The organism is Streptomyces stoeckheimensis (genome assembly GCF_045822005.1).
Lineage (GTDB): Bacteria > Actinomycetota > Actinomycetes > Streptomycetales > Streptomycetaceae > Streptomyces > Streptomyces stoeckheimensis.
In genome coordinates, this window is the sequence record NZ_CP169550.1 from 1,157,264 (window position 1) to 1,179,379 (window position 22,116).

General features: G+C 73.4%; 18 protein-coding genes and 1 pseudogene. 11 read left to right on the forward strand and 8 right to left on the reverse strand.

Translation table 11 applies throughout. The features are described from left to right. Positions 1-167: 167 nt before the first annotated feature. The 3 genes from ACE1OC_RS05475 to ACE1OC_RS05485 form a co-directional block, all read right to left on the reverse strand. Entirely contained in the window at positions 168-1,565 is a 1,398-nt protein-coding gene (locus ACE1OC_RS05475; protein WP_407835989.1) for an MFS transporter, read from the reverse strand. A 151-nt stretch (positions 1,566-1,716) separates the two neighbouring features. After that, a complete protein-coding gene (locus ACE1OC_RS05480) occupies positions 1,717-3,147 on the reverse strand; it encodes a dihydrolipoyl dehydrogenase family protein (protein ID WP_407835990.1) in 1,431 nt (476 codons plus the stop codon). A 61-nt stretch (positions 3,148-3,208) separates the two neighbouring features. Beyond that, the gene (locus tag ACE1OC_RS05485; protein ID WP_323182865.1) at positions 3,209-3,682 is read right to left on the reverse strand and encodes a thioredoxin family protein; all 474 of its coding nucleotides are present in this window, start codon (positions 3,680-3,682) and stop codon (positions 3,209-3,211) included. 41 nt (positions 3,683-3,723) lie between these two features. Between ACE1OC_RS05485 and ACE1OC_RS05490 the strand changes: the two genes are divergently transcribed. Then, positions 3,724-4,311: a hypothetical protein gene (locus ACE1OC_RS05490; protein WP_407835991.1), complete on the forward strand. Its 588-nt coding sequence runs from the start codon at positions 3,724-3,726 to the stop codon at positions 4,309-4,311. Here ACE1OC_RS05490 and ACE1OC_RS05495 read toward each other — a convergent pair. The 3 genes from ACE1OC_RS05495 to ACE1OC_RS05505 form a co-directional block, all read right to left on the reverse strand. After that, positions 4,308-5,747, reverse strand: coding sequence for an aldehyde dehydrogenase family protein (locus ACE1OC_RS05495; RefSeq protein WP_407835992.1), 1,440 nt, complete (start codon positions 5,745-5,747; stop codon positions 4,308-4,310). The two genes, ACE1OC_RS05490 and ACE1OC_RS05495, sit on opposite strands and share 4 nt — an antisense overlap. A gap of 163 nt (positions 5,748-5,910) precedes the next feature. After that, the gene (locus ACE1OC_RS05500; RefSeq protein WP_407835993.1) at positions 5,911-7,110 is read right to left on the reverse strand and encodes a thiolase family protein; all 1,200 of its coding nucleotides are present in this window, start codon (positions 7,108-7,110) and stop codon (positions 5,911-5,913) included. 216 nt (positions 7,111-7,326) lie between these two features. Further along, positions 7,327-8,364, reverse strand: coding sequence for a LacI family DNA-binding transcriptional regulator (locus ACE1OC_RS05505; RefSeq protein ID WP_407835994.1), 1,038 nt, complete (start codon positions 8,362-8,364; stop codon positions 7,327-7,329). A gap of 287 nt (positions 8,365-8,651) precedes the next feature. Here ACE1OC_RS05505 and ACE1OC_RS05510 point away from each other — a divergent pair, with 287 nt between their 5' ends. The 3 genes from ACE1OC_RS05510 (at position 8,652) to ACE1OC_RS05520 (ending at position 11,587) form a co-directional block, all read left to right on the forward strand. Next, positions 8,652-9,896, forward strand: coding sequence for an MFS transporter (locus ACE1OC_RS05510; RefSeq protein WP_407835995.1), 1,245 nt, complete (start codon positions 8,652-8,654; stop codon positions 9,894-9,896). 48 nt (positions 9,897-9,944) lie between these two features. Beyond that, positions 9,945-10,640, forward strand: a complete 696-nt coding sequence (locus ACE1OC_RS05515; RefSeq protein WP_407835996.1) for an alpha/beta fold hydrolase — start codon at positions 9,945-9,947, stop codon at positions 10,638-10,640. 485 nt (positions 10,641-11,125) lie between these two features. Further along, positions 11,126-11,587: a type II toxin-antitoxin system PemK/MazF family toxin gene (locus tag ACE1OC_RS05520; RefSeq protein WP_407835997.1), complete on the forward strand. Its 462-nt coding sequence runs from the start codon at positions 11,126-11,128 to the stop codon at positions 11,585-11,587. Positions 11,588-11,669: 82 nt separating this feature from the next. On the opposite strand, the gene ACE1OC_RS05525 is transcribed toward ACE1OC_RS05520, so the two are convergent. Continuing rightward, a complete protein-coding gene (locus ACE1OC_RS05525) occupies positions 11,670-13,592 on the reverse strand; it encodes a hypothetical protein (protein WP_407835998.1) in 1,923 nt (640 codons plus the stop codon). 198 nt (positions 13,593-13,790) lie between these two features. Here ACE1OC_RS05525 and ACE1OC_RS05530 point away from each other — a divergent pair, with 198 nt between their 5' ends. The 3 genes and pseudogenes from ACE1OC_RS05530 (at position 13,791) to ACE1OC_RS05540 (ending at position 16,524) form a co-directional block, all read left to right on the forward strand. Then, positions 13,791-14,543, forward strand: coding sequence for a ricin-type beta-trefoil lectin domain protein (locus ACE1OC_RS05530; protein ID WP_407835999.1), 753 nt, complete (start codon positions 13,791-13,793; stop codon positions 14,541-14,543). Between the two features lie 155 nt (positions 14,544-14,698). Then, positions 14,699-15,620 (forward strand): annotated as a pseudogene (locus ACE1OC_RS05535) (class I SAM-dependent methyltransferase). Between the two features lie 76 nt (positions 15,621-15,696). Continuing rightward, positions 15,697-16,524: a dienelactone hydrolase family protein gene (locus ACE1OC_RS05540; RefSeq protein WP_407836000.1), complete on the forward strand. Its 828-nt coding sequence runs from the start codon at positions 15,697-15,699 to the stop codon at positions 16,522-16,524. Positions 16,525-16,541: 17 nt separating this feature from the next. Here the strand turns inward: ACE1OC_RS05540 and ACE1OC_RS05545 are convergent, their stop codons facing one another. Next, positions 16,542-17,387 (reverse strand): TIGR02452 family protein, encoded by an 846-nt coding sequence (locus ACE1OC_RS05545; protein ID WP_407836001.1) that lies wholly within the window; start codon positions 17,385-17,387, stop codon positions 16,542-16,544. A 72-nt stretch (positions 17,388-17,459) separates the two neighbouring features. Between ACE1OC_RS05545 and egtA the strand changes: the two genes are divergently transcribed. The 4 genes from egtA to egtD are packed head-to-tail and all read left to right on the forward strand — an operon-like array spanning position 17,460 to position 22,088. Beyond that, entirely contained in the window at positions 17,460-18,848 is a 1,389-nt protein-coding gene (gene egtA / locus ACE1OC_RS05550) for an ergothioneine biosynthesis glutamate--cysteine ligase EgtA (protein ID WP_407836002.1), read from the forward strand. Next, positions 18,845-20,179 carry an ergothioneine biosynthesis protein EgtB gene (gene egtB, locus ACE1OC_RS05555; RefSeq protein ID WP_407836003.1) on the forward strand — a complete coding sequence of 445 codons (1,335 nt, stop codon included), beginning with the start codon at positions 18,845-18,847 and terminating at the stop codon, positions 20,177-20,179. Before egtA ends, egtB begins: the two co-directional genes overlap by 4 nt. Then, complete coding sequence (gene egtC / locus ACE1OC_RS05560; RefSeq protein ID WP_407836004.1) at positions 20,179-21,039, forward strand: ergothioneine biosynthesis protein EgtC; 861 nt, start codon at positions 20,179-20,181, stop codon at positions 21,037-21,039. Before egtB ends, egtC begins: the two co-directional genes overlap by 1 nt. After that, positions 21,036-22,088, forward strand: coding sequence for an L-histidine N(alpha)-methyltransferase (gene egtD, locus ACE1OC_RS05565; protein WP_407836005.1), 1,053 nt, complete (start codon positions 21,036-21,038; stop codon positions 22,086-22,088). The genes egtC and egtD overlap by 4 nt, the downstream gene beginning before the upstream one ends. Positions 22,089-22,116 lie beyond the last annotated feature (28 nt).

Genomic DNA, 22,116 nt, shown 5'->3' on the forward strand with positions numbered 1-22,116 from the left:
GCGGAGATCGGTGATCAGGCCGGGGCTCAGGTCATAGGACCAGGCCGCGAGGTAGGCGCCGATCCTTGTCATCAGGGCCGGACCACTCTCGTAGGCCAGTGGCACGAGCTCCGGGTAGAGGATGCCCGCTTCGTCGTCGATCAAGCGGGAACCAGGTCTTCATGCCGTCAGCAGCGACGGGGCTGGTACGGCACGGGGACGCGTACCGGTTCGGGCCGTGTCGGGCACCGGGTCAAGGCGACGAGGAAGGTCAGCCCGATTCCGCCTGCCACAACGAAGAGAGCGGTGCGGATCCCGCCGGCGGTAGCGGTTCGAAGCTGTTCACCGGAGAGGCCGTCGAGGCCGGCGGTCGCTACCAGGACGAGGACGGCGAGGCCGACGGCTGCGCCCGCGCCCGAGCCGGTCGAGGCAATGCCGGAGGCGATGCCTTGTTGTCGGTCGGAGATCCCGGTGGCGGCGGCGATGAACATGGCGGTGAAGACCACTCCGTCGCCGATGCCGAGCGCCACCAGGCCGGGGGCGAGGTCGATGTACTTGCCGTTCGGCGAGATCGCGAGGCCGAGAGCGACCGCACCGACCGCGAGGGCGGCGGCCAACGTGCGTCTGAGACCGAACCGCGTCACGAGCTGGCCCGCGGTTGTCGAACCGGCCACCACCACCGCCGTGGGGATGAGGAAGCCGGCGCCGGTCTGCAAAGGGTCGTAGCCCAGAACCTCCTGGAAGTAGACGGACAGGAAATAGAGCACGGAGCCAAAGGTCGCCATGAACATGAAGGCGATGACGACGCCGGTGATCAGGTTGGAGTTGGAGAGCAGCACTGGCGGCATGAGCGGGTCGGAGCTGCGCCGCTCGATGACGGCGAAGGCCCCGATCAGCAGGAGGCCCGCTGCTGCACTCAGCATGATGCCCGGCGAAGACCAGCCCGATCCGGGGCCCTGCACGAGGGCGAACACGATGAGGGTGACACCGAGAGAGATGCTGAGCGCACCGGGCAGATCGAACGTGCGGCCCTTCTCGCGTTCACCGTCCCGGGGGATCACTACGAAGGCGAGCAGCAGCGCGGGGCCGGCCAGGACGACGTTGACGAAGAAGACCGCTTCCCAGCCGAACACCTGCGTCAGGAGGCCGCCGAGCAGCACGCCGATGACGAGTCCTGCCGCGCCCGACCCTCCCCAGATGCCCAATGCGCGGTTACGGGCACGACCTTCGGCAAAGGTGGTGTTGATGAGTGCCAGGGTGGTGGGAAAGACAAGAGCTCCGCCGAGACCTTGGAATGCGCGGGAAGCGAGGAGTACTCCGGGACCGGTCGCGAGTCCTCCCGCAAACGCCGCTCCGGCATAGAGCGCGAGGCCGGTGGCCAGGATACGGCGCCGAGGGGCAGCAGGGCCGCGACGGCGCTGCCGAAGACGAGGACGAGCAGGACGAGCGTCACGGGTCCCACGGCGGCACTCCTCGCGTTGTGTGCGGAGCCCGCGCTGCGGCCCCAGGTGGAGGCGCTGGTGGCGGGTGCTCCAGCCCCCGCTCCCGAGGCGTGAGCGCGGGGTGGCCCGGCGGGGTACGGGCATGCCGGGGCGCGCCGGGCGGGCTCAGAGCCTGTCGGGTGGCTGTGGGTCCGACGTGAGTGATCGTGGGGTTCTGACTCATGTGCACACTCCGGTCACGCATTGCCGCATACCGTGCCCGCAGACCTCCGCCGTTTGTACTTGGCGGCGGTAGCTATCCCCTGTACTCCTCCAGCAGTCGCAGCCAGATCTCGCTGATCGTCGGGAACGCCGGGACCGCGTGCCACAGGCGGTCGATGGGGACCTCGCCCGCGACCGCGATGGTGGCCGCGTGCAAGAGCTCGGCCGCGCCCGGGCCGACGAAGGTGACGCCGAGCAGGATCTCGCGGTCCAGGTCCACCACCATGCGGGCCCGGCCGCGGTAGCCGTCGGCGTACAGGCCCGCTCCGGAGACCTTGCCGAGGTCGTGGTCCACGGCCCGGACCCGGTGGCCGGCGCGCTCCGCCTCCGCGAGGGTCAGGCCCACCGACGCGGCCTCCGGGTCGGTGAACACGGCCTGCGGGAGGGCCTCCGTATCTGCGGTCGCGGCGTGCGCTCCCCAACGGCCGTTGTCCAGCGGTGTGGTGCCCGCCACCCGGTCGGCGATGACGGAACCCGCGATCCGGGCCTGGTACTTCCCCTGGTGGGTGAGCAGCGCCCGGTGATTGACGTCGCCGACCGCGTACAGCCAGTCGATCCCGGGAACCCGGCAGCTGTCGTCCACCGCGATCCACCCGCCCGGCGCGAGCCCGACCGTGTCCAGCCCGATGTCCTCGGTGCGCGGGGTACGCCCCGTCGCCATCAGCAGCTCGTCGCCCTCCAGCGTCTCGCCGCCTTCGAGCACCACCGTGACGGGCCCGGTCGAGCCGTCCCGTGCGACGGACTCGACGGCCACACCCGTACGGACCACCGCGCCCGCCTCGCGCAGCGCGTCGGCGACCAGTTCCCCGGCGAAGGGCTCCATGCGCGGCAGCAGCCCGGAGCCCCGTACGAGCAGGGTCACCCGGGAGCCGAGGGCCTGCCAGGCCGTGGCCATCTCCGCGGCCACCACCGACCCGCCGACGATCAGCAGCCGGCCCGGCGCCGCCTGCGCCGACGTGGCCTCGCGGCTGGTCCACGGCCGGGCGTCCGCGAGGCCCGGCAGGTCCGGGATCACGGCCCGGGTTCCGGTCGCGACGACGACCGCGTGCCGGGCGGAGAGCACGTGGTGCTCCCCCTCCGGGCTGGTGACGGCGACCTTGCGGACCCCGTACAGCCGCCCGTGGCCCCGGTACACGTGGGCGCCGACCGACTCCAGCCAGTCGATCTGGCCGTCGTCCTTCCAGTTCCCCGTCCAGTAGTCCCGGTGCGCGAACACCGCTTCCGCGTCCAGCGGACCGGCCACGGCCCCCGCGAGACCGGGCACCCGGCGCGCGTCGGCCCGCGCCAGCACCGGGCGCAGCAGCGCCTTGCTGGGGATGCAGGCCCAGTACGAGCACTCGCCGCCCACCAGCTCGCTCTCGACCAGCGCCGTGCTCAGCCCGGCGGCGCGGGTCCGGTCCACGACGTTCTCGCCGGCCGGGCCCCCGCCGAGGACCACTACGTCGTACTCCACCGCTTCGCTCATCGGGCCAGTCTCACCGCAGGGCGGGGGCCCGTCACGTAATCAGGCGCCCGGCGTGCCGGGATCAGGCGTCCGGCGTGCCGGGCTCCTCGGCCGCGGCACCGGCTGCGCCGCCCTGCTCGGCGGCGATCTTCGTGCGCACCTCGTCCATGTCGAGAGCCCGGGCCTGGGCGATGAGGTCCGTCAGCGCCGCCTCGGGCAGCGCGCCGGGCTGCGAGAAGATCGCGACCTGGTCCCGGACGATCATGAGGGTCGGGATCGAGCTGATCTGGAAGGCGGCGGCGAGCTCCTGCTGCGCCTCGGTGTCCACCTTGGCGAAGAGCAGGTCGGGATTGGCCTCGGCTGCCTTCTCGTAGACCGGGGCGAACTGCAGGCAGGGGCGGCACCAGCCCGCCCAGAAGTCGATCAGGACGAACGAGTTCTCGCTCACCGTCCGGTCGAAGTTCTCCTTGGTGAGTTCGACAGTAGCCACGGTTTTCCAGACCTCCAGAGTGCTGTGCTGCTTGTTTTCCCTGAACGAACGACCGGCTCGAAGCATTCCTGACCGCGGACGATGCCCGGAATGCGCACAATGGGGCCATGACCCCCACCGTCCCGAACACCGTGGAGTTCCTCCGCCGGCTGTACCCCGGCGACGACCCGGACCGTGCGGCCTGGGGCGTCCGGATCGACGGTACGGACCTGCGCGCCCTCGTCGCCGAGGCCACCCGGGCCGGCTGGTCCCACGAGTGGGACACCTCCGAGGAGCCCCCCGACGGGCGGGAGGAGCGGGAGGAGCGCCTCATGAGCCAGCACGCCCCCTTGGTCATGGAAGACGACGCACACGCGCGCCGCCACTTCCTCGGCGACCCCGACCCGGAACGGCGCGCGCCGGGGACCGGGGCCATGGCCCTGCTGGGCTGCATCTGCGGTACGGACGAGTGCTGGCCCATGATGGCCACCGTCACCGTGACGGCCCGCACGGTCACCTGGTCCGGCTTCCACCAGCCCTACCGCCCCGAGTGGGGAATCCTCGCCCTGGGGCCGTACGCGTTCCCGCGCACGGCCTACGAACAGGCCCTGGCGGATCCGCTCCGGCTCCCCGGGCGCGGGTTCCTCTCCGTATCCGACCACCACGGCTTCGACGGCTGCGGCTCCCCCGAGTACGGCTCCGGGGAGACCCCCTAGAAGGGATGCCCGCCCGGGGCGGCCCGGAGCGTGGTCCAGCGCAGCTCGGTGAAGGCGTCGAGGTTCGCCTCGCCGCCGAAGCGGGCGCCGGTGCCGGACGCGCCGACACCACCGAAGGGGGCCACCGCCTCATCGTTCACCGTCTGGTCGTTGACGTGCGCGATCCCGACCGGGATCCGCCCCGCCAGGTCCAGCCCGCGCGCCGCGTCGCCCGTGACGATCCCGAGGGAGAGCCCGTAGGGGCCGGCGGAGGCCAGCTCCACGGCCTCGTCCTCCGTCGCGAAGGACCGTACGGGCGCCACCGGACCGAAGACCTCCTCCGCGTAGGCGGGGCTGTCGTCGTCTGCCCCCGCCAGCACCGTCGGCCGGTAGAAGAGGTCCTGGTGGGCGCCGCCGGTGACGAGTTTGGCGCCCTGTGCGGTGCTGGCTTCCACCAGGCCGTGGACCCGCTCCAGTTGGGACCGGTCGATGAGCGGCCCCAGGTGCACCCGCTCGCGGTACGGGTCCCCGACCGCGAGCTCCTCGGCGCGCGCGGCGAGCCGCTCCACGTACTCGTCGTAGAGCGAGGCGTGCACGAGGTGCCGGCCGGCCGTCATGCAGATCTGGCCCTGGTGGAAGAAGGAGCCCCAGGAGGCCTGCGCGACGGCCGCCGCCACGTCGGCGTCACGGAGCACGACGAGGGCCGAGTTCCCGCCCAACTCCAGGTGGGCGCGCTTGAGGTGACGGCCCGCCAGTTCGCCGACGGCCCGGCCGCTCGCGGTGGACCCGGTGAACGACACGACCCTGACCAGCGGATCGCCGACCACCGCCGCGCCCGTCTGCGCACCGCCGGGCAGGACGTGCAGCAGTCCGCCGGGCACGCCGGCCGCCGCGAAGACGGCGGCGAGTGCGAGCCCGCCGCTGACGGCGGTACGGCGGTCCGGCTTGAGGAGCACCGCGTTGCCGAGGGCGAGCGCGGGCGCGACCGAGCGGATCGAGAGGATCAGCGGCGCGTTGAAGGGCGCCACCACCCCCACCACACCGACGGGTTCACGGCGGGTGAAGGACAGTCGCGGCGCCTCGCTCGGCAGCACCTGCCCGGCCGGACGCGAGGCGAGGGCCGCGGCCTCGTAGCACTCCTGCGCGGCGACGTGCAGCTCGAAGTCGGCCTTGCCGGGGATGGATCCGGACTCCCGGACCAGCCAGTCCCGCAGCTCGTCGGCGTGGGCGGTGAACAGGTCCCCGGCCCGGCGCAGCACGGCCGCCCGCTCGAGATGGGTGGCCCGCGCCCAGTCCCGCTGGGCCGCGTGGGCCCGTACGGCTACCTCCGCCACATCGGCCGGAGCGGCCAGGTCGATGGTCGCGAGGGTCTGGCCGGTGGCGGGTTCGAGGACCGGGGCGGTACCTCCGGTGAGGGTGGGCCCGTCCTGCCAGAGCGTCGGATCGAGGAGCGGCATGGCGCGAGGCCTCCGGATGCGGTGTGCGTGGCGGGGGGGCGGCAGCACGCGCCATCGTGCCACCCCACCGCACCGGAGGCATCAATTCTCTTTACTTAGCGATCAGTTGCCACCCGACCATGTCCGGAAACGATCGCCACCCCGGAGTCGGGCCGACGTCGGATCAGCGCTCCAGAACGAGGGCGATCCCCTGCCCCACACCGATGCAGAGGGCCGCGATCCCGGTACCGGATCCGGCCGCCGCGAGCTGGTGCGCCACCGAACCGGCCAGCCGGGCGCCCGAGGCGCCGAGAGGGTGCCCGATCGCGATGGCCCCGCCGCGCGGGTTGACCACGGCCGGATCCAGCTCGGGCCAGGAAGCCAGGCATCCCAACGCCTGCGCCGCGAAAGCCTCGTTGAGTTCGAAGGCGGCGAGATCGGCGAAACCGCGGCCCGCCTTGGCGAGCGCGCGCTCGACGGCGTCCACCGGCCCCAGCCCGAACAGCTGGGGCTCGATCCCGGTGACGGCCGATGCGCTGATCCGGGCCAACGGCTCCCGCCCGGTGGCGGCCAGGCCCTCCTCGTCCGTCAACAGCAGTGCGGCGGCCCCGTCGTTGAGCGGGGAGGCGTTGCCCGCCGTGACCGTGCCGGTGCCGTCGGTCCGGAAGGCGGGCTTCAGACGGGCGAGCGCCTCCGGGCCGGAATTCTCGCGGATGCACTCGTCGCGCAACAGATCCACACCCGCGTACGGCACGACCTCGGCGTCGTACTCTCCCGCCGCCCAGGCGGCGGCCGCCTTGCGGTGGCTCTCCAGCGCGAAGGCGTCCTGCGCCTCGCGGGTGATGCCGTGCTTGTCGGCGACGAGTTCGGCGCCCTCACCGAGGGAACCGGTCCACTCCGCGGGCATCCGCGGGTTGGTCATCCGCCAGCCGAGCGTGGTGGACCACATCTGCTGGTGCCCGGCGGGGAAGGCGCGCTCCGGCTTCTGCACCACCCAGGGGGCCCGGCTCATGGACTCGACACCCCCGGCGATGGCCACGGACGCATCGCCGAGCGCGATGGCGCGGGCCGCCTGCACGACGGCTTCGAGCCCGGAGCCGCAGAGGCGGTTGACGGTGACCCCGGGCACGGTCACGGGGAGCCCGGCGAGCAGCACCGCCATGCGGGCCACGTCCCGGTTGTCCTCGCCCGCGCCGTTGGCGTCCCCGAAGACCACGTCGTCGATGCGGGCCGGGTCCAGTGCGGGCGTACGGTCCACGAGCGCGCGCACCACGTGAGCGGCCAGGTCGTCCGGGCGGACCCCGGCGAGGGCGCCGCCGAACTTCCCGATCGGCGTGCGGACGGCGTCGACGACGTAGACGTCGCGGACGGTACGGATGCTCATGGAGTCCCTCCGGAGCGAACGGGAAGCGGCGCGGCACACCGACACCGCTGTCCGGCCCGGCGCACGCTCCGCCCGCGCCCGGGTGGGGCGCGCCCGAAGTCTCCGTCGCCCCGATCCCCCTGTCAACGCCCCCCGGCTCCCGACGGGGCCCCGACCTGCGCGCGGAGCCCGCGCCTCACGCGCCGGCAGGGCCGGAGGCGCCGCGGAGCCACCGGCTCACGTCGAGTCCCGCGGCACCGCCACCGCCGCCATCAGGTCGTGCCTGCGTACCGCCGCCGCGGGCTCCCGCACCGCCTCGTCCACCAGCGCCGCCAACCGCTCGCCCGTCGGCATCTCGATCTGCACCGTGCTGAGCCTCGGGCGCAGCAACCGCCCGATCAGCAGATCGTCCGCGCCCATGACGGCCACGTCCTCCGGCACCCGCAGGCCCACGTCCTGGAAGGCCCGCATCAGCAGCATCGCGTACTCGTCGTTGTACGCGAACGCCGCGTCCAGCCCCAGCGACCCCCACCGCTGCGCCAGCTCCGCCGCCGACTCCTCCGAGTAGGCCATCCGCAGGGCCACGATCTCGGCCCCCGCCACGGACCGCGCACCCTCCAGGCGGGGCGTCGAGAACAGTCCCAGCCCCTCCTCCTCCGGAACCACCACGCCGATCCGCCGCCGGCCCCGCTCCACCAGGTGCTCGGCCGCCCGCGCGCCGACCTCCGCCTGGTCCATGAGCAGCGCGTGGGCCCCGGGAACGGCTTGCGGCCCCATCGTCAGCACCGCGCGCGCCCCGGCCCGCTTGAGCGTGGCCACGTTGTGCGCGGACAGGGCGATCTCCCCGAGGGAGAGCACCGCGACCGGCCGCAGTTCGGCCCAAGCCCGCGCGGCCTCGTCACCGGTGAGGCCGAGGCTGCCGTACTGGACCACGGTGTAGTCCAGACCGCGCAGCGCCCACTGCAACTCGTTGAGGAAGGTGCTGTACAGCGGGCCGATCGGCACGTGCGAGGTGGGCAGCAGCACGATGCGCGTGTGCCCGGCGCGCAGACTGCGCGCGGCCGCGTGGGGGACGTAGCCGAGCTCCTCGGCGGCCTCGCGCACCTTGCGACGGGTCGGCTCGCTGATGCGTACGGCCTCCGCGTTGTTCAGGACGTACGAGACCGTCGCGCGCGACACTCCGGCGAGACGGGCGACGTCCGCGCTGGTCGGGACGGGCGCCGGCGACGGGGACGGCGGCGTGGGGGGCTTCGGCGGTTTCGATGACTGAGACATTGCCGTGGCATCTTTCCAGACCGTTTGTGCCCAGGGGCTAGCGGATGGCCGGAAACCAATGCTACACAGTGGTTACACGATTCACTGACACGTGTAACCACGACGTCACCCCAGCTTCACCAAGGGTGTCTCCACACGTGCCCGTGCCGTGTCCGGTCGTGCCGCCGCCCTGCCGTGTTCCGTCGCACCCCCGCCGTCGCGACAGGGCGGCGCGCACTCCTCCCTACACCCCTCAGTGCACCCCTCGCTCCCCCCTCGCCCCTTCCCAAACCGCCCAGGAGGGCACCGTGGCCCTTTCCTCCCCCGGCACCGGCACCGCCGCCGCCACCACCGAGGCCCCCGCCAACCGGCGCGGCCTGCTCCCCTTGCTGCTCGTCGGCAACGGCGCCATGTACGCCCTCTACATCGGTGTCGCCGGCGTACTCCTCGCCCTCCAGGTCGAAGACATCGACGCCGCGAACAAGGTCGCCAACTTCGGCCTGATCGCAGGGGTCTCCGCGATCTTCGCGACGGTCTTCAACCCGGTCGCGGGCGCCCTGTCCGACCGCAGCGGACGGCGCAACCCCTGGATCCTGGGCGGTGGACTCGCCGCGATACCGGCGATGTTCCTGCTCGGCGCCGCGGACACGATCCTCCTCATCACCATCGCCTGGTGCCTCGGCCAGGCCGTGATGAACATCTACCAGGCCGCCATCACCTCCGTGGTCCCCGACCGGGTGCCCATGAGCGCCCGCGGCAAGGCCTCCGCGGCCGTCGGCCTCGGCCTGCCGCTCGGCTCGACCGTCGGCGCCCTGATCGGCGCGGCCTTCTCGGACGACTACCGCACCGGATACCTGGTCTTCGGCGCGATCGTCGCCGCCGCCGCCGTCCTGTTCACCACCTGCACCCGCGAGGAACGGCGCCCCGCCAAGCCCTCCATGCCGGTCAAGGCCCAGCTCGCCGCCTTCGCGAGCGCCCTGGCGGACCACGACTTCCGCTGGGCGTTCATCGGCCGGGCCCTGCTGGTCCTCGGCTACTTCGCGGTGAGCGGCTACCAGCTCTACATCCTCCAGGACCACACCGTGCTGCCCGAGGGCATGAAGCCGGAGGCGGCCGTCGCGATCATGATGCCGCTGACGAGCGTGGCCATGGTCGTCTCCACCGTCCTCGGCGGCTGGCTCTCGGACAAGTACGACCGCCGCAAGCTCTTCGTCGGCGCCTCCGCCCTGCTGTCCGCCGTCGCGCTGGTGATCCCGGCCCTGTCGACCAGCTGGACGGCCATGCTGGCCTTCGCCGTGATCAACGGCCTCGCGTTCGGCTGCTACATGGCCGTGGACACCGCCCTGGTGACGATGGTGCTCCCCAAGGCCGAGGACGCCGCCCGCGACATGGGCGTACTCAACATCGCCAACGCCGGCCCGCAGATCATCGCCCCCTTCATCGCCTCGGTGATCGTGTCCGTGAGCGGTGGCTACACGGCCCTGTTCATCGCGGCCGCCGCCTTGGCGGTGGCCGGCGCCCTGGCCGTCAAGCCCATCCGCAGCGTCCGCTAACCACAACCGGCGCCCCACCACCCACCTCTCCCCCTGAAAGGCACCACAGTGCAGCTCCACACCCACACTTGGGGCGAGGGCGACCGCATCGCCCTCCTGATCCACGGGATCATGGCCGACCACCGGACCTGGCGCCGGGTCGGCCCCGCCCTCGCCGAGCGCGGCTACCGCGCCATCGCCGTGGACCTGCGCGGCCACGGCGCCAGCGGCCGGGGCGAGTACAGCCCGGAAGCCTTCGCCGACGACGTGGTCGAAACCCTCCCGGCCGGCGCCGAACTCGCCATCGGCCACTCCCTGGGCGGCCTGACCCTCGCGAAGGCCGTCACCCGACTCAAGCCGCAGCGCGCCGTGTTCTCCGACCCGGCCTGGCACCTGGCGGAGCTCGGCGAAGGTTTCGGCCCCGAGATGTTCGCCCAGTTCAAGTCAGCGCCCAAGGAACAGATCCAGGCCATGAACCCGCGCTGGGAAGAGGCCGACGTGGACATCGAACTGGCCACCCTGGCCGTCTGGGACGAGGCGACCGCCCTGAGCCTGGCCCCACTGACGGGTACGGACCTGCTGCCGGCCGCCCCGGTGGTCCCGTCCCTCGTCCAGCTGGCGGACCCGAGCTTCCTGATCTCACCGGAGCGCGCGACGATCCTCAAGGAACGCGGCTTCGAGGTCCGCTCGGTCACCGGCGCCGGCCACACCATCCACCGCGACGACTTCGACGGCTTCATGGCATCGCTGGAAGGCTGGATCTAACAAGACCCAGCCCGCACCACACCCTCCCCGTCCCCCTCCACCTCCCCCTCCACCGAACTTCGCACTCCGTCTTCGGTCGAGGGGGGGGTGGAAGTATCGATCACAGACGGCCGGCAGCCGCTAAACCAACCGAAAGCGTGTAGCGATCCATCGCGCCCCCCGACCCTGAAGTCCCTCTCCTCCCCCGCCCCTCCCCGCACTTCCCCCCGGCCATTCCCCGGGTGGATCCCGAAAGTCTTGTGTTTTTCCGTGGTGGGACGGTCCGTCAAGGGTGGCCGAAGGCCATCGCGGAGCGACGCGACGCAGGAGCGCCCTTGACGGACCGTCCCACCACGGAAGGACGCTCGACTGCCGGGACGCCGCCCGGCACCCCACGCAGCCACCGCCCGGCCGACGCACCCACCCACCCCACCCCACCCACCCACCCCGCCGACCCACCGGCGCAGGCACCCCCAGGCACCTCCTCACCCGGTAACCTCGCCCGAATGACGGCACTTTCCCACCACAGCAATGGTCACGTCGAGCAACCGGGTCGCGACGGGGTCACCGCGACCGCCGAGGCCGATCCGCACGCCATCGGGCCGGTGCAGACCTCGTACGCCCCCGATCGCGACGGGGATCCCGATCCGGGCGAGATCGTGTGGACCTGGGTCCCGTACGAGGAAAACGACGGGCGGGGCAAGGACCGGCCGGTCCTGGTCGTGGCCCGGGAAGCGAGCGGCACGCTCCTGGCCGTGCAGTTGTCCAGCAAGCGGCACGACCACGACCGGGAGTGGGTCCCCATCGGGACCGGTCCGTGGGACAACGCGGGACGGGAGTCCTGGGTGGACGTGGACCGGGTGCTGCGCGTACACGAGGACGGCATGCGGCGGGAGGCGTGCGCGCTGGACCTGGGCCGCTTCCAACTCGTCGTGGACCGACTCCGCGAGCGGTACAACTGGCGCTAACCGGGTCCTGAGCCCAGCCCCAACCCAAGCCCCAGCCCCAAACTCAGCCCCAACCCCACCACCAGGCCCACCCACCCCACCCCTACAACACCCCCGGCAGTCGTTCCGCCAGCAGCCCCAGCCCCCTCCTCAGGCGGCGAAAGTACGTAGCGCGGCTGACGTGCACCTCTCGGGCGGCCTGCTGGTGGGTCCGGGGCCGCCCGCTCAGGTAATAGGCGCGCAGGATGGCGCCCGCCTCGGCGTCGGCGGGGGCGTCGGCCAGTGCCAGTTCCAGCACGGCGTTGTCCAGCCAGTCGCGCAGTGCCTGCGCAGCGCCCAGGCCCGGGCGGGCCAGCAGCGGGCTGCGGGCCAGGGCGCGCGGGTCGCGGATGCGAGCCAGCGCCCAGGCGACGGCGCCGGGGACATCCACCACGCCCGGGACGCCCACCGCACCCGGTGCCTCCCCCTCCACCCGCCCCACCCGCCCCCCACCGGGCCCGAGGGTCCGCATCCAGGCGGGAAGCCCATCGGGGTTGAAGTCGTGGCTGTAGACCTCGGGCCGACGCCCGCAGCGGTAGACGTCGTCGCGGATGCCGCCGTGCGGGCGGAAGCTCAACGCGCGCAGCAGCGTCTGGTAGTCGGGGCTGGCCGTGGACACCACCAGGTGCCCGGCGAGCACCGACTGGCCCAGGATGTCCCGCAGGATCTGCGCGTGGGCGACCGGGTCCGCCGCGTAGGCGGCTCCGAGGAACAGCCCGCCGGAGTGGTCGCGGGCACCGTCCAGCAGGCCGGTGGCGTGCTGCTGGAGGAGGGGTTCGATACCGGCCTGCGTGCCCTGCGCGACGGGCAGCAGCGCGGCCAGTCCCACGGGCCGCCCGTCCCGGTCGCGGGCCAGCCGGAAGGCGGCGGGGCCGGCCGCGTCCAGCCACTGGCCGGTGATCCGCTCGCAGCGCCGTACGTCGAACCCCCCGCGCACCGCCCACCCGCGCATCAGCCGGCCGATGTCCTCGGTCTCCCCGGCGCGGGCGGGTCCGATCGCGGCGGGCCCGATCGCGGCGGATTCCTCGGCGGGCGGGAACAGCGAGCCGCGCAGGGTCGGGTCGCCGGACAGGAACAGCCCCTGTTCCACCAGACGGGCCCGCTCCTGCGGGTCTCGGCGTTCGGTCAGCAGGGCCCGCCGGTAGTCGGCGGCGCGGGCGCGGAGCCCTTCGTGGTGCTGCGGGCGCCGCCACTGGTAGGCGAGTTCGAACAGGGTGCGGAAGGGTTCGCGGACCGCCAGCCCGAGCCGTTCCCTGCGGACGAGGCTCAGCCCGGCCAGCGCCGAGAACAGGTCGGGGCCGCCGCTCAGCAGCCGCTCGTCCCCGGCCCGTACGGTCGCCAGCAGCCGCAGCGCGTGCCGTCGGCGCCCGCTCCCGGGGGCGGCCGCCGGGCGTTCGCGGTCGAGCCGGAGCAGCACCTCCTCGGTCATGGCGTCGGCGACGGCCCCGGGGGCGTCGGCCGGGGTGCCCGCGAGGAGCGTCCGGGCAGCCAGCTGGGCCAGCAGCGGGTTCCCGCCGGCCAGCCGGACCGCCAGGGCCACCTCCTCGGGGTCCTCGACGCCGCTCGTACGGACCTGGGTCTCGACGGCCCCCGCCCGTACGGGCCCGAGGGTCAGGGTGGTCAGGGGCCGGTCCGCCCAGCCGGCCACGGCCCGCAGGGGGAGCCGCCCGACCAGCAGCACCGGCCTGCGGGGACCTCCACCCGTCCCGGCCGGGGGCTCTTCGAGGGCGGCGGCGACGGCTTCGGCCTGCCCGGGCGCGTCCACGCTGTCGACGAGCAGCAGTCCTCCGGCGGACCCGGCCGCCAGCGCGGCGCGGACCCGGGAGCCCGCCTCCCCGGCCCGTAGCCCGGCCAGGTCGACGGCGTCCGCAACGGGCAGCCGCCGGGCCAGCCGGGACTTGCCGCTGCCGAGCACCCCGCCGAGGTGGACGGGCGGTCCCGCTTCCAGGGCGGCCCGCAGCGCCGCGAGCTCCTCTGTTCTCTCCACGCTCCCGGGACGATACCGATCCGGCGTCCCGCCTGGTCAGCAGGCAACCAGCCGTTCTCTGGCCGGAGTTGACACCACGGTGAGACTGTCCGGCCGCGCCGCGCGGCTACTGTCGAGCCGACCGCGGGCCCGGCGGCACCTTCCCTCTCCTTCCCTCTCCTCCTTTCTCTCCTCCTTCTCTCCCGAAAGGAGCCACGCGTGAAGCTGGCTCGATGCCTGTCGGCCGCTGCCGCCGCTCTGTTCGCCGTCACGGCGCTGTTCGCCTCCCCGGCGGGCGCCACCCCGGCCACCACCCCGGCCGCGGCCGCCGCCCCCGCCGCCGTCTCGGGGGCCCTGGCCCCGACCGCCCCGAAGTACTTCACCGGCATGGGCTACGGCCCGTACAACATCGCCGTCGAAGGGGCCTGGAGCAGTGCCTACGGCCAGGCCGTGGGCGAGGGCTACGAGACGTTCCGCTGTTCCAAGAGCAACGGTCCGCGGGCGATGCCGATCGGCGGCGACGGGTACTACCAGGTCCTTGTGGAGATCTACTGCAACCCGGCACCGCCCGCCGGATCCGGCCAGATCGTCGGCGTGCACTCCGGCAAGTGCCTGGACGTCAAGGCCGCGGGCACCAAGGACGGCACGCCGATCCAGATCTACCAGTGCAACGGCACGGACGCGCAGGCCTGGAAGCTGGAGAGCGACGGCACGGTCCGCGCGCTCGGCCGGTGCATGGACGTCCAGTTCGCCAAGACCGAGAACGGCTCGCTGATCGGGCTCAACTCCTGCCACCAGGGCCTGAACCAGAAGTGGGAGGCGATCCCGGGCGGTCTGCTGCGCAGCGTCCACTCGGGCAAGTGCCTCGACGCCCTGGGCTGGGCCACCGCCAACGGCGCCCGGGTCGGGCTGTGGGACTGCATGCCCACGGCCACCAACCAGCAGTGGCGGGGCAGCGCGCTCGGCACCTGATCCGGCCGGGAGCCGGGGCCGGGGGCGGGGTCTCCCAGCTCCCGGCCCGAGCCCCGGCACCAGCCCGAGCCCGATCCCCAGCCCCAGCCCCAGCCCCAGCCCCAGCTTCCCCGCTCCGACATGTGGCCTCCCCGCCCCCTTGGGACAATGGCTCCATGACCGGCACAGGGCCCCAGGGCCCGGGGCGCTACGGCGAGCGGGTCTTCCGCCCCGAGGCCGGCGGCGAGGGGGACCGGATCGACCTCGGCTCCCTCACCTACGACGCGACGACCATGTCCCGGCTGCGCCGACTGGGCGCGGGCCCGGGCTGGACCTGCCTGGACCTCGGAGCGGGCACCGGGACGGTGGCGCGCCGGCTGCTGGAGGAGGCGGGGGTCGCGGAGGTCGTCGCAGTGGACCGGGACGTACGCTTCCTCGCCGCGCACCCCGTGCCGGGGCTGACCCCACTCCAGGCGGACATCACCGCGGACGGATTCTCCCCCGAGCTCTTCCCCGAGCTCTTCCCTGCCCCCTCCCCTGGCCCCTCTCCTGCCCCCTCCCCGGACCTCTCCCCGGGCCGCTTCCACCTCGTCCACGCCCGCTTCCTCCTCATGCACCCTGCCGGACCGGCCGCGGTTGGTCGCCCGGTTCGTAGAGCTGCTCGCCCCCGGCGGGGTCCTGGTGATCAGCGACGCCGTGGACCTGACGACGGACTCCGCGCCCCTCACCCCGTACACCGCCGCGATGCGGGCCATGTGGCGCGGGCTGCGCGACAGCATCGGGACGGACGTGTCGCAGGTGGCCCGCCACCCGGAGCTGCTGGAGGCGGCGGGGCTGGAATCGGTGGCCGCCGAGATCCACGTACCGCCGCTGATGCCGGGCAGCGCGATCAGCCGGTTCTGGGCGGACACCTGGGACCGGGCCCGGGCGGACATGCTGGCGACGCGGCTTCTCGACGAGGACCGGCTGGCCGAGGCCCTGCGGCTGCTGGACTCCCCCGGATACGCCGGACTGTCGCCCGGCATGCTCACGGCCTGGGGCTGGAAACCCGGAGCACCGCAAGCACCGGATGCACCGGAAGCACCGGAAGCCTCGTAGACGTCCGCCGCACCCCGTGCTGTACGGTCCCTCCCGTCACGGTCAATGAGCGAGTCGATGAGCGAGGCGGTCGTCCATGGCGGACCACGACCTGTCGGGTTTCGAGCGCGAGGCGTTCACCCACGGGGGCAGCACGCGTCCCGTCCTGCGCCGCGGCAGCGGGCCCGCGGTGATCGTGCTCGCGGAGATTCCCGGGATCACCCCGAAAGTGCTGGAGTTCGCCGAGCGGGTGGCCGCACTGGGCTGCACCGCCGTGCTCCCGGTGCTGTTCGGCACGCCCGGCCACGACCCCCACCCCAAGGCCCACGGCCTGCTGCGGGGCGCGCTGTACACCGCGTCCAGCCTGTGGAACGTGTGCGTGAGCCGGGAGTTCACCGTCCTGGCCACCGGCCGGAGTTCGCCCGTCGTGGACTGGCTGCGCGCGCTGTCCGCGGACGAGCACAAACGCTGCGGCGGCCCGGGCGTGGGCGCCGTCGGCATGTGCCTGACCGGCGGCTTCGCCCTCGCCATGGCCGTCGACGAGCACCTCCTCGTGCCCGTCCTGTCGCAGCCGTCCCTCCCCCTGGGCATCACCGCCCGCCGGCGGGACGGCATCGACATCTCCCCCGAGGACCTCGCCACCGTCCGGGGACGCTGCGAGCGCGATGGCCTGCAGGTGCTGGGGCTGCGCTTCAGGAGCGACCGGCTCACGCCCGGCGCCCGCTTCGCCTTCCTGCGCCGCGAGCTCGGTGACGCCTTCGTCGCCGTCGAGTTGGAGGACGAGGACGCCAACCCCGAAGCCGCGCTGCCGCCGCACTCCGTCCTCACCGAGCACCTCGTCGACCGGCCCGGGCAGCCCACCCGCGCGGCGCTGGACCAGGTGCTCGACCTCCTGCGGACCCGCCTGCTCCCGGACGCGGCCTAGTTCTAGGCCGTCTCCCCCTAAGCCTCCCCCGCCCCCGCCAGCACCCGCTCGAACGCCTCCCGCGTCTCCGGCTTCCGGTCGAGCACGCCGAACACCACCCGTTCGAACACACCGGCGAACCGTCCCGCCAGCAGCGCACGGAAGGCCTCCGCCACCTGGGCCGGGTCGTTCTGGAAGACTCCGCACCCCCAGGCCCCCAGCACCAGCCCCCGGTACCCGTGCAGCGCCGCCACCTCCAGGACCAGCTCCGCGCGGCGCGCGAGGGCGGCGGGGATCTCCGGCACGCGGTCCGGCTCCTGGCGGCGGATGGTGCCCGCGTTCGGGGCCGGTGAGGTGAGGAATCCGGCCCGGAAGGGGGTGTCCAGCAGGTCGCCCCGGTCGTCGCGGAAGACGGGCACCCCGGGCGAGTGAATCACCCGGTCGGTGTAGAAGGTGCTGACCTCGGCACGGTGGATCTCGTAGTACTCCGGGGCCTCCAGGAGGGTCTCGTACAACGCCGAGGCGCGGCAGAGGGCCTCCTCCTGCGCCTTGGCGCCGCGGACGTAGCCGCCCCCGGGATTCCGGGCCGAAGCGAAGTTCAGGACGGCCACCGAAACGGTCCCGGGGCGTTCCCCGTGTTCGCCCACGAGCCTGCGGGCGGCGACCGTGCTGCTCTCGCCGGTGACCTCGACGGCGGTCCGGTGGACGTCCCGCCCGTCCGGCTCGCCTGGAATGACCCGGTTTGGGCCATATATTCTGGTTCCTGCCTTGGCCTCCGCCACGGCGGCGGCAAGCGAGACCTGCCGTCCCGACCGCGTCCGGTACCCGCCGGCCGCCACTATCTCCGCGTTCTCCCGCGCGATCTCACGCAATCTGCCGCTCATGATGTGATCTTCGGCGCACCGGCACGGCGCCCGCAATGGATTTGTGCCCCGAGGGACGGGTAGGCACGGGTGATGTCACAGCCGACGACAGGAGACGAGGGCCCCGTCATGCCCCAGGACTCACTCACCCGACTGACCGAAGCCACCGCCGAGGAGCTGATCCACGGCATCTGTTTCAAGACCGGCCCGCCCCGCCAGCTGGGCGCGGAGCTCGAATGGCTGGTGTTCGACGTCGAGCAGCCCGGCCTGCCCGTGTCCCACGACCGCCTGGCCGCCGCGCACGCCGCGGCCCGCGCCCTACCCCTCGGTTCCGGCGTCACCGTCGAGCCCGGCGGCCAGCTGGAGCTCAGCTCGGCCCCCGCCGCCTCCCTGACCGGCTGCGTCGACGGCCTCCAAGCCGATCTGGCCGCCGTCCGGAGCGCCCTGCACACCCAAGGGCTGGCGCTGCGCGGACTCGGCCAGGACCCCCGTCGGCCGCTGCGGCGGATGCTGGCCAGCCCGCGGTACGACGCCATGGAGACCTACTTCGACCGCACCGGCCCGGCCGGGCGCGCGATGATGCGCGCCTCGGCCTCCGTGCAGGTCTGCGTGGACGCCGGTCACGAGGAGCCCGGCCCGCTGGGCCACGGCAGGCGCTGGCGCCTCGCCCACCTCCTCGGCGCGGTGCTGGTCGCCGCCTTCGCCAACTCGCCCGCGCACGAAGGCCCGTACGCCGGCTGGCGGTGTGCGCGCCAGGGGGTCTGGAGCGACCTCGACACCCGGCGCTCCCTCGCCCCGCCGCTGGAGGCGGAGCCGCGCGGTGCGTGGACCCGGCAGGCACTGGACACCGAGGTGATGTGCGTACGGACGGACGAGGAGGGCGCGCCCTGGGCGGTACCGCGCGGGCTGACCTTCCGCGACTGGCTCCGCTCCGACGGTGACCACCGTGGCCCCGGCGGTCACGACGGTTACCGCCCGCCGACCGCCGCCGATCTGGACTACCACCTGACCACCCTCTTCCCGCCGGTACGGCCCCGCGGCCATCTGGAGCTGCGGATGATCGACGCCCAGCCCGGCGAGGACGGCTGGCTGGTCCCGGTGGCCGTCGTGCACGCGCTGTTCGACGACCCGGAAGCCGCGGAGACCGCGTACCGGGTGGCGAAGGGGCTGGCCGACTCCTACGGCACCCAGCCCGCGCCGCGCAATCCGCTGTGGCGGTCCGCCGCCCGTGACGCGCTGTCCGACCCGGAGCTGCGGTCCGCGGCCCGCGCCTGCTTCCGGGCCGCGCTCTCGGCGCTGCCCGGGCTGGGAGCCGACGGCCACGTCATCGACACGGTCGGCGAGTTCACCGAGCGCTACGTGTCCCGCGGCCGCTGTCCGGCCGACGACCGGACCGAACCGCAGCAGCCGCACGCGCAGGCCCCGGCCCGCCCGCGCCCGCGAACCCGACCGCAGCCGGCCGGCGAGGAGGCACGCTCATGACCACCGAACCGGAGCTCCTGCGCGAGCGGGCCGCCGCCGCCCTGACCGCGGCGCGCGTCCGCACGGCCGGACTCACCGATGCCGTCAGCGAGGCGGAACTGACCGCCCAGCACTCCCCCTTGATGTCCCCGCTGGTCTGGGACCTCGCGCACATCGGGAACATGGAGGAGCTCTGGCTGCTGCGCAACGTGGCGGGCCGCGATTCCATGCACCCCGAGATAGACCCGCTCTACGACGCGTTCGAGCATCCCCGCGCGGAGCGCCCGAAGTTGCCGCTGCTGAGCCCGGACGCGGCCCGCCGGTATGCCGCCGAGGTGCGCGGCCGGGTCTTCGACCTGCTCGACCGCACCCCCCTGGAGGGCACGGCCCTGCTGGACGGCGGCTACGTCTTCGGGATGATCGCCCAGCACGAACAGCAGCACGACGAGACGATGCTGATCACCCATCAGCTGAGGCAGGGTGCGCCGGTGCTGACGGCGCCCGACCCGGATCCTCCGCAGGGACCGCCGCCGACGGCGACCGAAGTGCTCATACCCGCCGGCCCGTTCACCATGGGCACCTCCGCGGAGCCCTGGTCGCTGGACAACGAGCGGCCCGCGCACCGCCGCGAGGTCGAGGCGTTCTGGATCGACACCGTTCCGGTGACCAATGCCGCCTACCAGGAGTTCATGGCGGACGGCGGGTACCACGAGGAGCGGTGGTGGGAGGCGCCCGGCTGGTCGGAGATCCGCCGGCACGGGATCGAGGCCCCGCTGTTCTGGCACCGCGACGGCGACACCTGGCTGCGCCGCCGCTTCGGGGTCACCGAGCCGGTGCCCGGGGACGAGCCGGTGCTGCACGTGAGCTGGTACGAGGCCGACGCGTACGCCCGCTGGGCGGGGCGGCGGCTGCCCACCGAGGCGGAGTGGGAGAAGGCCGCCCGCCACGATCCGGCGGCCGGGCGCTCCACCCGCTACCCGTGGGGCGACGCGGACCCCACGCCCGCGCACGCCAATCTCGGCCAGCGCCACCTGCGCCCGGCCCGAGCGGGCGCCTATCCGGCCGGGGCCTCCCCGCTCGGGGTGCGCCAGCTCATCGGCGACGTGTGGGAGTGGACGGCTTCGGACTTCCTGCCCTACCCCGGCTTCCGGGCGTTCCCCTACCGCGAGTACTCGGAGGTGTTCTTCGGCCCCGAGCACAAGGTGCTGCGCGGCGGTTCCTTCGCCGTGGACGCCGTGGCCTGCCGGGGCACCTTCCGCAACTGGGACCTGCCGGTGCGCCGGCAGATCTTCTCGGGGTTCCGGACCGCGCGCGGCGCCGCCCCCGCGGGCTCCATCGCCGGGCAGGCCTGATGTGCCGTCACCTCGCCTACCTCGGGGCGCCCGTGAGCCTCGGTCGGGTGCTGAGCGATCCCGAGCACTCGCTGGTCCGCCAGTCGTGGGAGCCGCGCCGCCAGCGTTCCGGCACGGTCAACGCCGACGGCTTCGGCGTCGGCTGGTACGCGGAGGGGGACCCGGTGCCCGCCCGCTACCGCCGGGCCGGGCCGATCTGGGGCGACCTGACCTTCAGCGACCTCGCCCGGGTGGTCCGCAGCGGGGCCGTAGTGGCCGCCGTACGGGACGCCACGCGTCCGGGGGCGGACGGGGAGGCGGCGGCCGCGCCGTTCGCGGAGGGGCACTGGCTGTTCAGCCACAACGGCTCGCTGCGGGACTGGCCGGACGCCGCGGCCCCCGTCGCGGCGTGCCTGCCGCCCCAGGAACTGCTGTCGCTCGCCGCCCGGACGGATTCGGCTTTGATCTGGGCACTGGTCCTGCACCGGCTGCGGGCGGACCCGGACCTCGGTGCGGCGCTGGCCGGGACGGTACGGGAGCTGGCCGAGGCCGCGCCCGGATCCCGGCTGAACCTGCTGCTGACCGACGGCCGGGCCATCGCGGCGACGGCCTGGGGGGATTCCCTGTGGTACCTCGCCGACGCGGCGGCGCAGCGCACGGTGGTGGCCTCGGAGCCCTACGACGACGATGCGCGCTGGTGCGAGGTCCCGGACGGAACCCTGCTGACCGCCACCCGCACCCGGGTCGACCTCGTCTCCCTGAAGGAGCCCCCCACCGGTCCATCACCTGCACGGCACGCACGGCACGCACGGCACGCGCACCACTCACTCGACGCACCGCACGCACACCACGCACCGCAGCAAGGAGACGAAGGCAAGTGAACGACTTCCAGCTGACCCGCACCCTCGACGAGCACGCCGCCGAGACGGCACTGCGTACGGATGTGCACGACGGGCTGACCCGGTCCCCCAAATCGCTGCCGCCCAAGTGGTTCTACGATGCCCGGGGCAGCGAACTCTTCGAGGAGATCACCCGGTTGCCCGAGTACTACCCGACGCGCGCCGAGCGGGAGATCCTGCTCGAACGGGCCCGGGAGATCGCCTCGGTGAGCGGGGCCCGCACCTTGGTGGAGCTCGGTTCCGGCTCCTCGGAGAAGACCCGGCACCTGATCGAGGCGCTGCCCGCGCTGGACACGTACATACCGGTGGACGTGAGCGAGAGCGCGCTGACCGGGGCGGCGAAGATCCTGCTGGAGGAGCATCCGGGGCTGCGCGTCCACGCGTTGCTGGCCGACTTCACGCGCGCGCTGCGGTTGCCGGACTCCCCCGGACCCCGGCTGGTGGTGTTCCTGGGCGGCACGATCGGGAACCTACTGCCGCCGGAACGCGCGGTGTTCCTCGCGGACGTACGGGCGATGCTGTCGCCCGGGGACGCGCTGCTGATGGGGACGGACCTGGTGAAGGACCCGGCCGTCCTGGTGTCGGCGTACGACGACGCGCAGGGAGTGACGGCCGAGTTCAACGGAAACGTGCTGTCCGTGGTGAACCGGGAGTTGGGCGCGGATTTCCACACCGCCGACTTCGCGCACGTGGCGGTGTGGAACCGGGAGCACGAGTGGATCGAGATGCGGCTGCGGGCCCGCAGGCAGGTGGTGGTGAAGGTCCGGGCGCTGGATCTGGAAGTGCCCTTCGAGGCGGGTGAGGAGATCCTGACGGAGATCTCGGCGAAGTTCCGTCAGGACGGTGTCCGTAAGGAACTCGCATCTGCGGGGCTTGAGTTGACCCATTGGTGGACGGACGCCGCGGGCCGCTTCGCCCTGTCGCTGTCGGTGGCGGACGGCATCGGCACCGACGGCTGGGAGGGTACTCCGGGCAGCAGCGGCGCCGCGGATCGCGACACGGGTACCGGTTCGGCGAGCACGGCGGCCTGAGCCGCGGCCGCGAGGTCCCGCCGGTGCG

Coding starts and splice junctions, on each gene's coding strand:
- ACE1OC_RS05500 (WP_407835993.1), bottom strand. CDS start 7,110: ATGAGCATCCGTACCGTCCGCGACGTCTACGTCGTCGACGCCGTCCGC.
- ACE1OC_RS05545 (WP_407836001.1), bottom strand. CDS start 17,387: ATGAGCGGCAGATTGCGTGAGATCGCGCGGGAGAACGCGGAGATAGTG.
- ACE1OC_RS05505 (WP_407835994.1), bottom strand. CDS start 8,364: ATGTCTCAGTCATCGAAACCGCCGAAGCCCCCCACGCCGCCGTCCCCG.
- ACE1OC_RS05495 (WP_407835992.1), bottom strand. CDS start 5,747: ATGCCGCTCCTCGATCCGACGCTCTGGCAGGACGGGCCCACCCTCACC.
- ACE1OC_RS05540 (WP_407836000.1), top strand. CDS start 15,697: ATGGCGGACCACGACCTGTCGGGTTTCGAGCGCGAGGCGTTCACCCAC.
- ACE1OC_RS05475 (WP_407835989.1), bottom strand. CDS start 1,565: ATGCCCGTACCCCGCCGGGCCACCCCGCGCTCACGCCTCGGGAGCGGG.
- ACE1OC_RS05490 (WP_407835991.1), top strand. CDS start 3,724: ATGACCCCCACCGTCCCGAACACCGTGGAGTTCCTCCGCCGGCTGTAC.
- egtC (WP_407836004.1), top strand. CDS start 20,179: ATGTGCCGTCACCTCGCCTACCTCGGGGCGCCCGTGAGCCTCGGTCGG.
- ACE1OC_RS05480 (WP_407835990.1), bottom strand. CDS start 3,147: ATGAGCGAAGCGGTGGAGTACGACGTAGTGGTCCTCGGCGGGGGCCCG.
- egtB (WP_407836003.1), top strand. CDS start 18,845: ATGACCACCGAACCGGAGCTCCTGCGCGAGCGGGCCGCCGCCGCCCTG.
- ACE1OC_RS05485 (WP_323182865.1), bottom strand. CDS start 3,682: ATGCTTCGAGCCGGTCGTTCGTTCAGGGAAAACAAGCAGCACAGCACT.
- ACE1OC_RS05520 (WP_407835997.1), top strand. CDS start 11,126: ATGACGGCACTTTCCCACCACAGCAATGGTCACGTCGAGCAACCGGGT.
- egtA (WP_407836002.1), top strand. CDS start 17,460: ATGTCACAGCCGACGACAGGAGACGAGGGCCCCGTCATGCCCCAGGAC.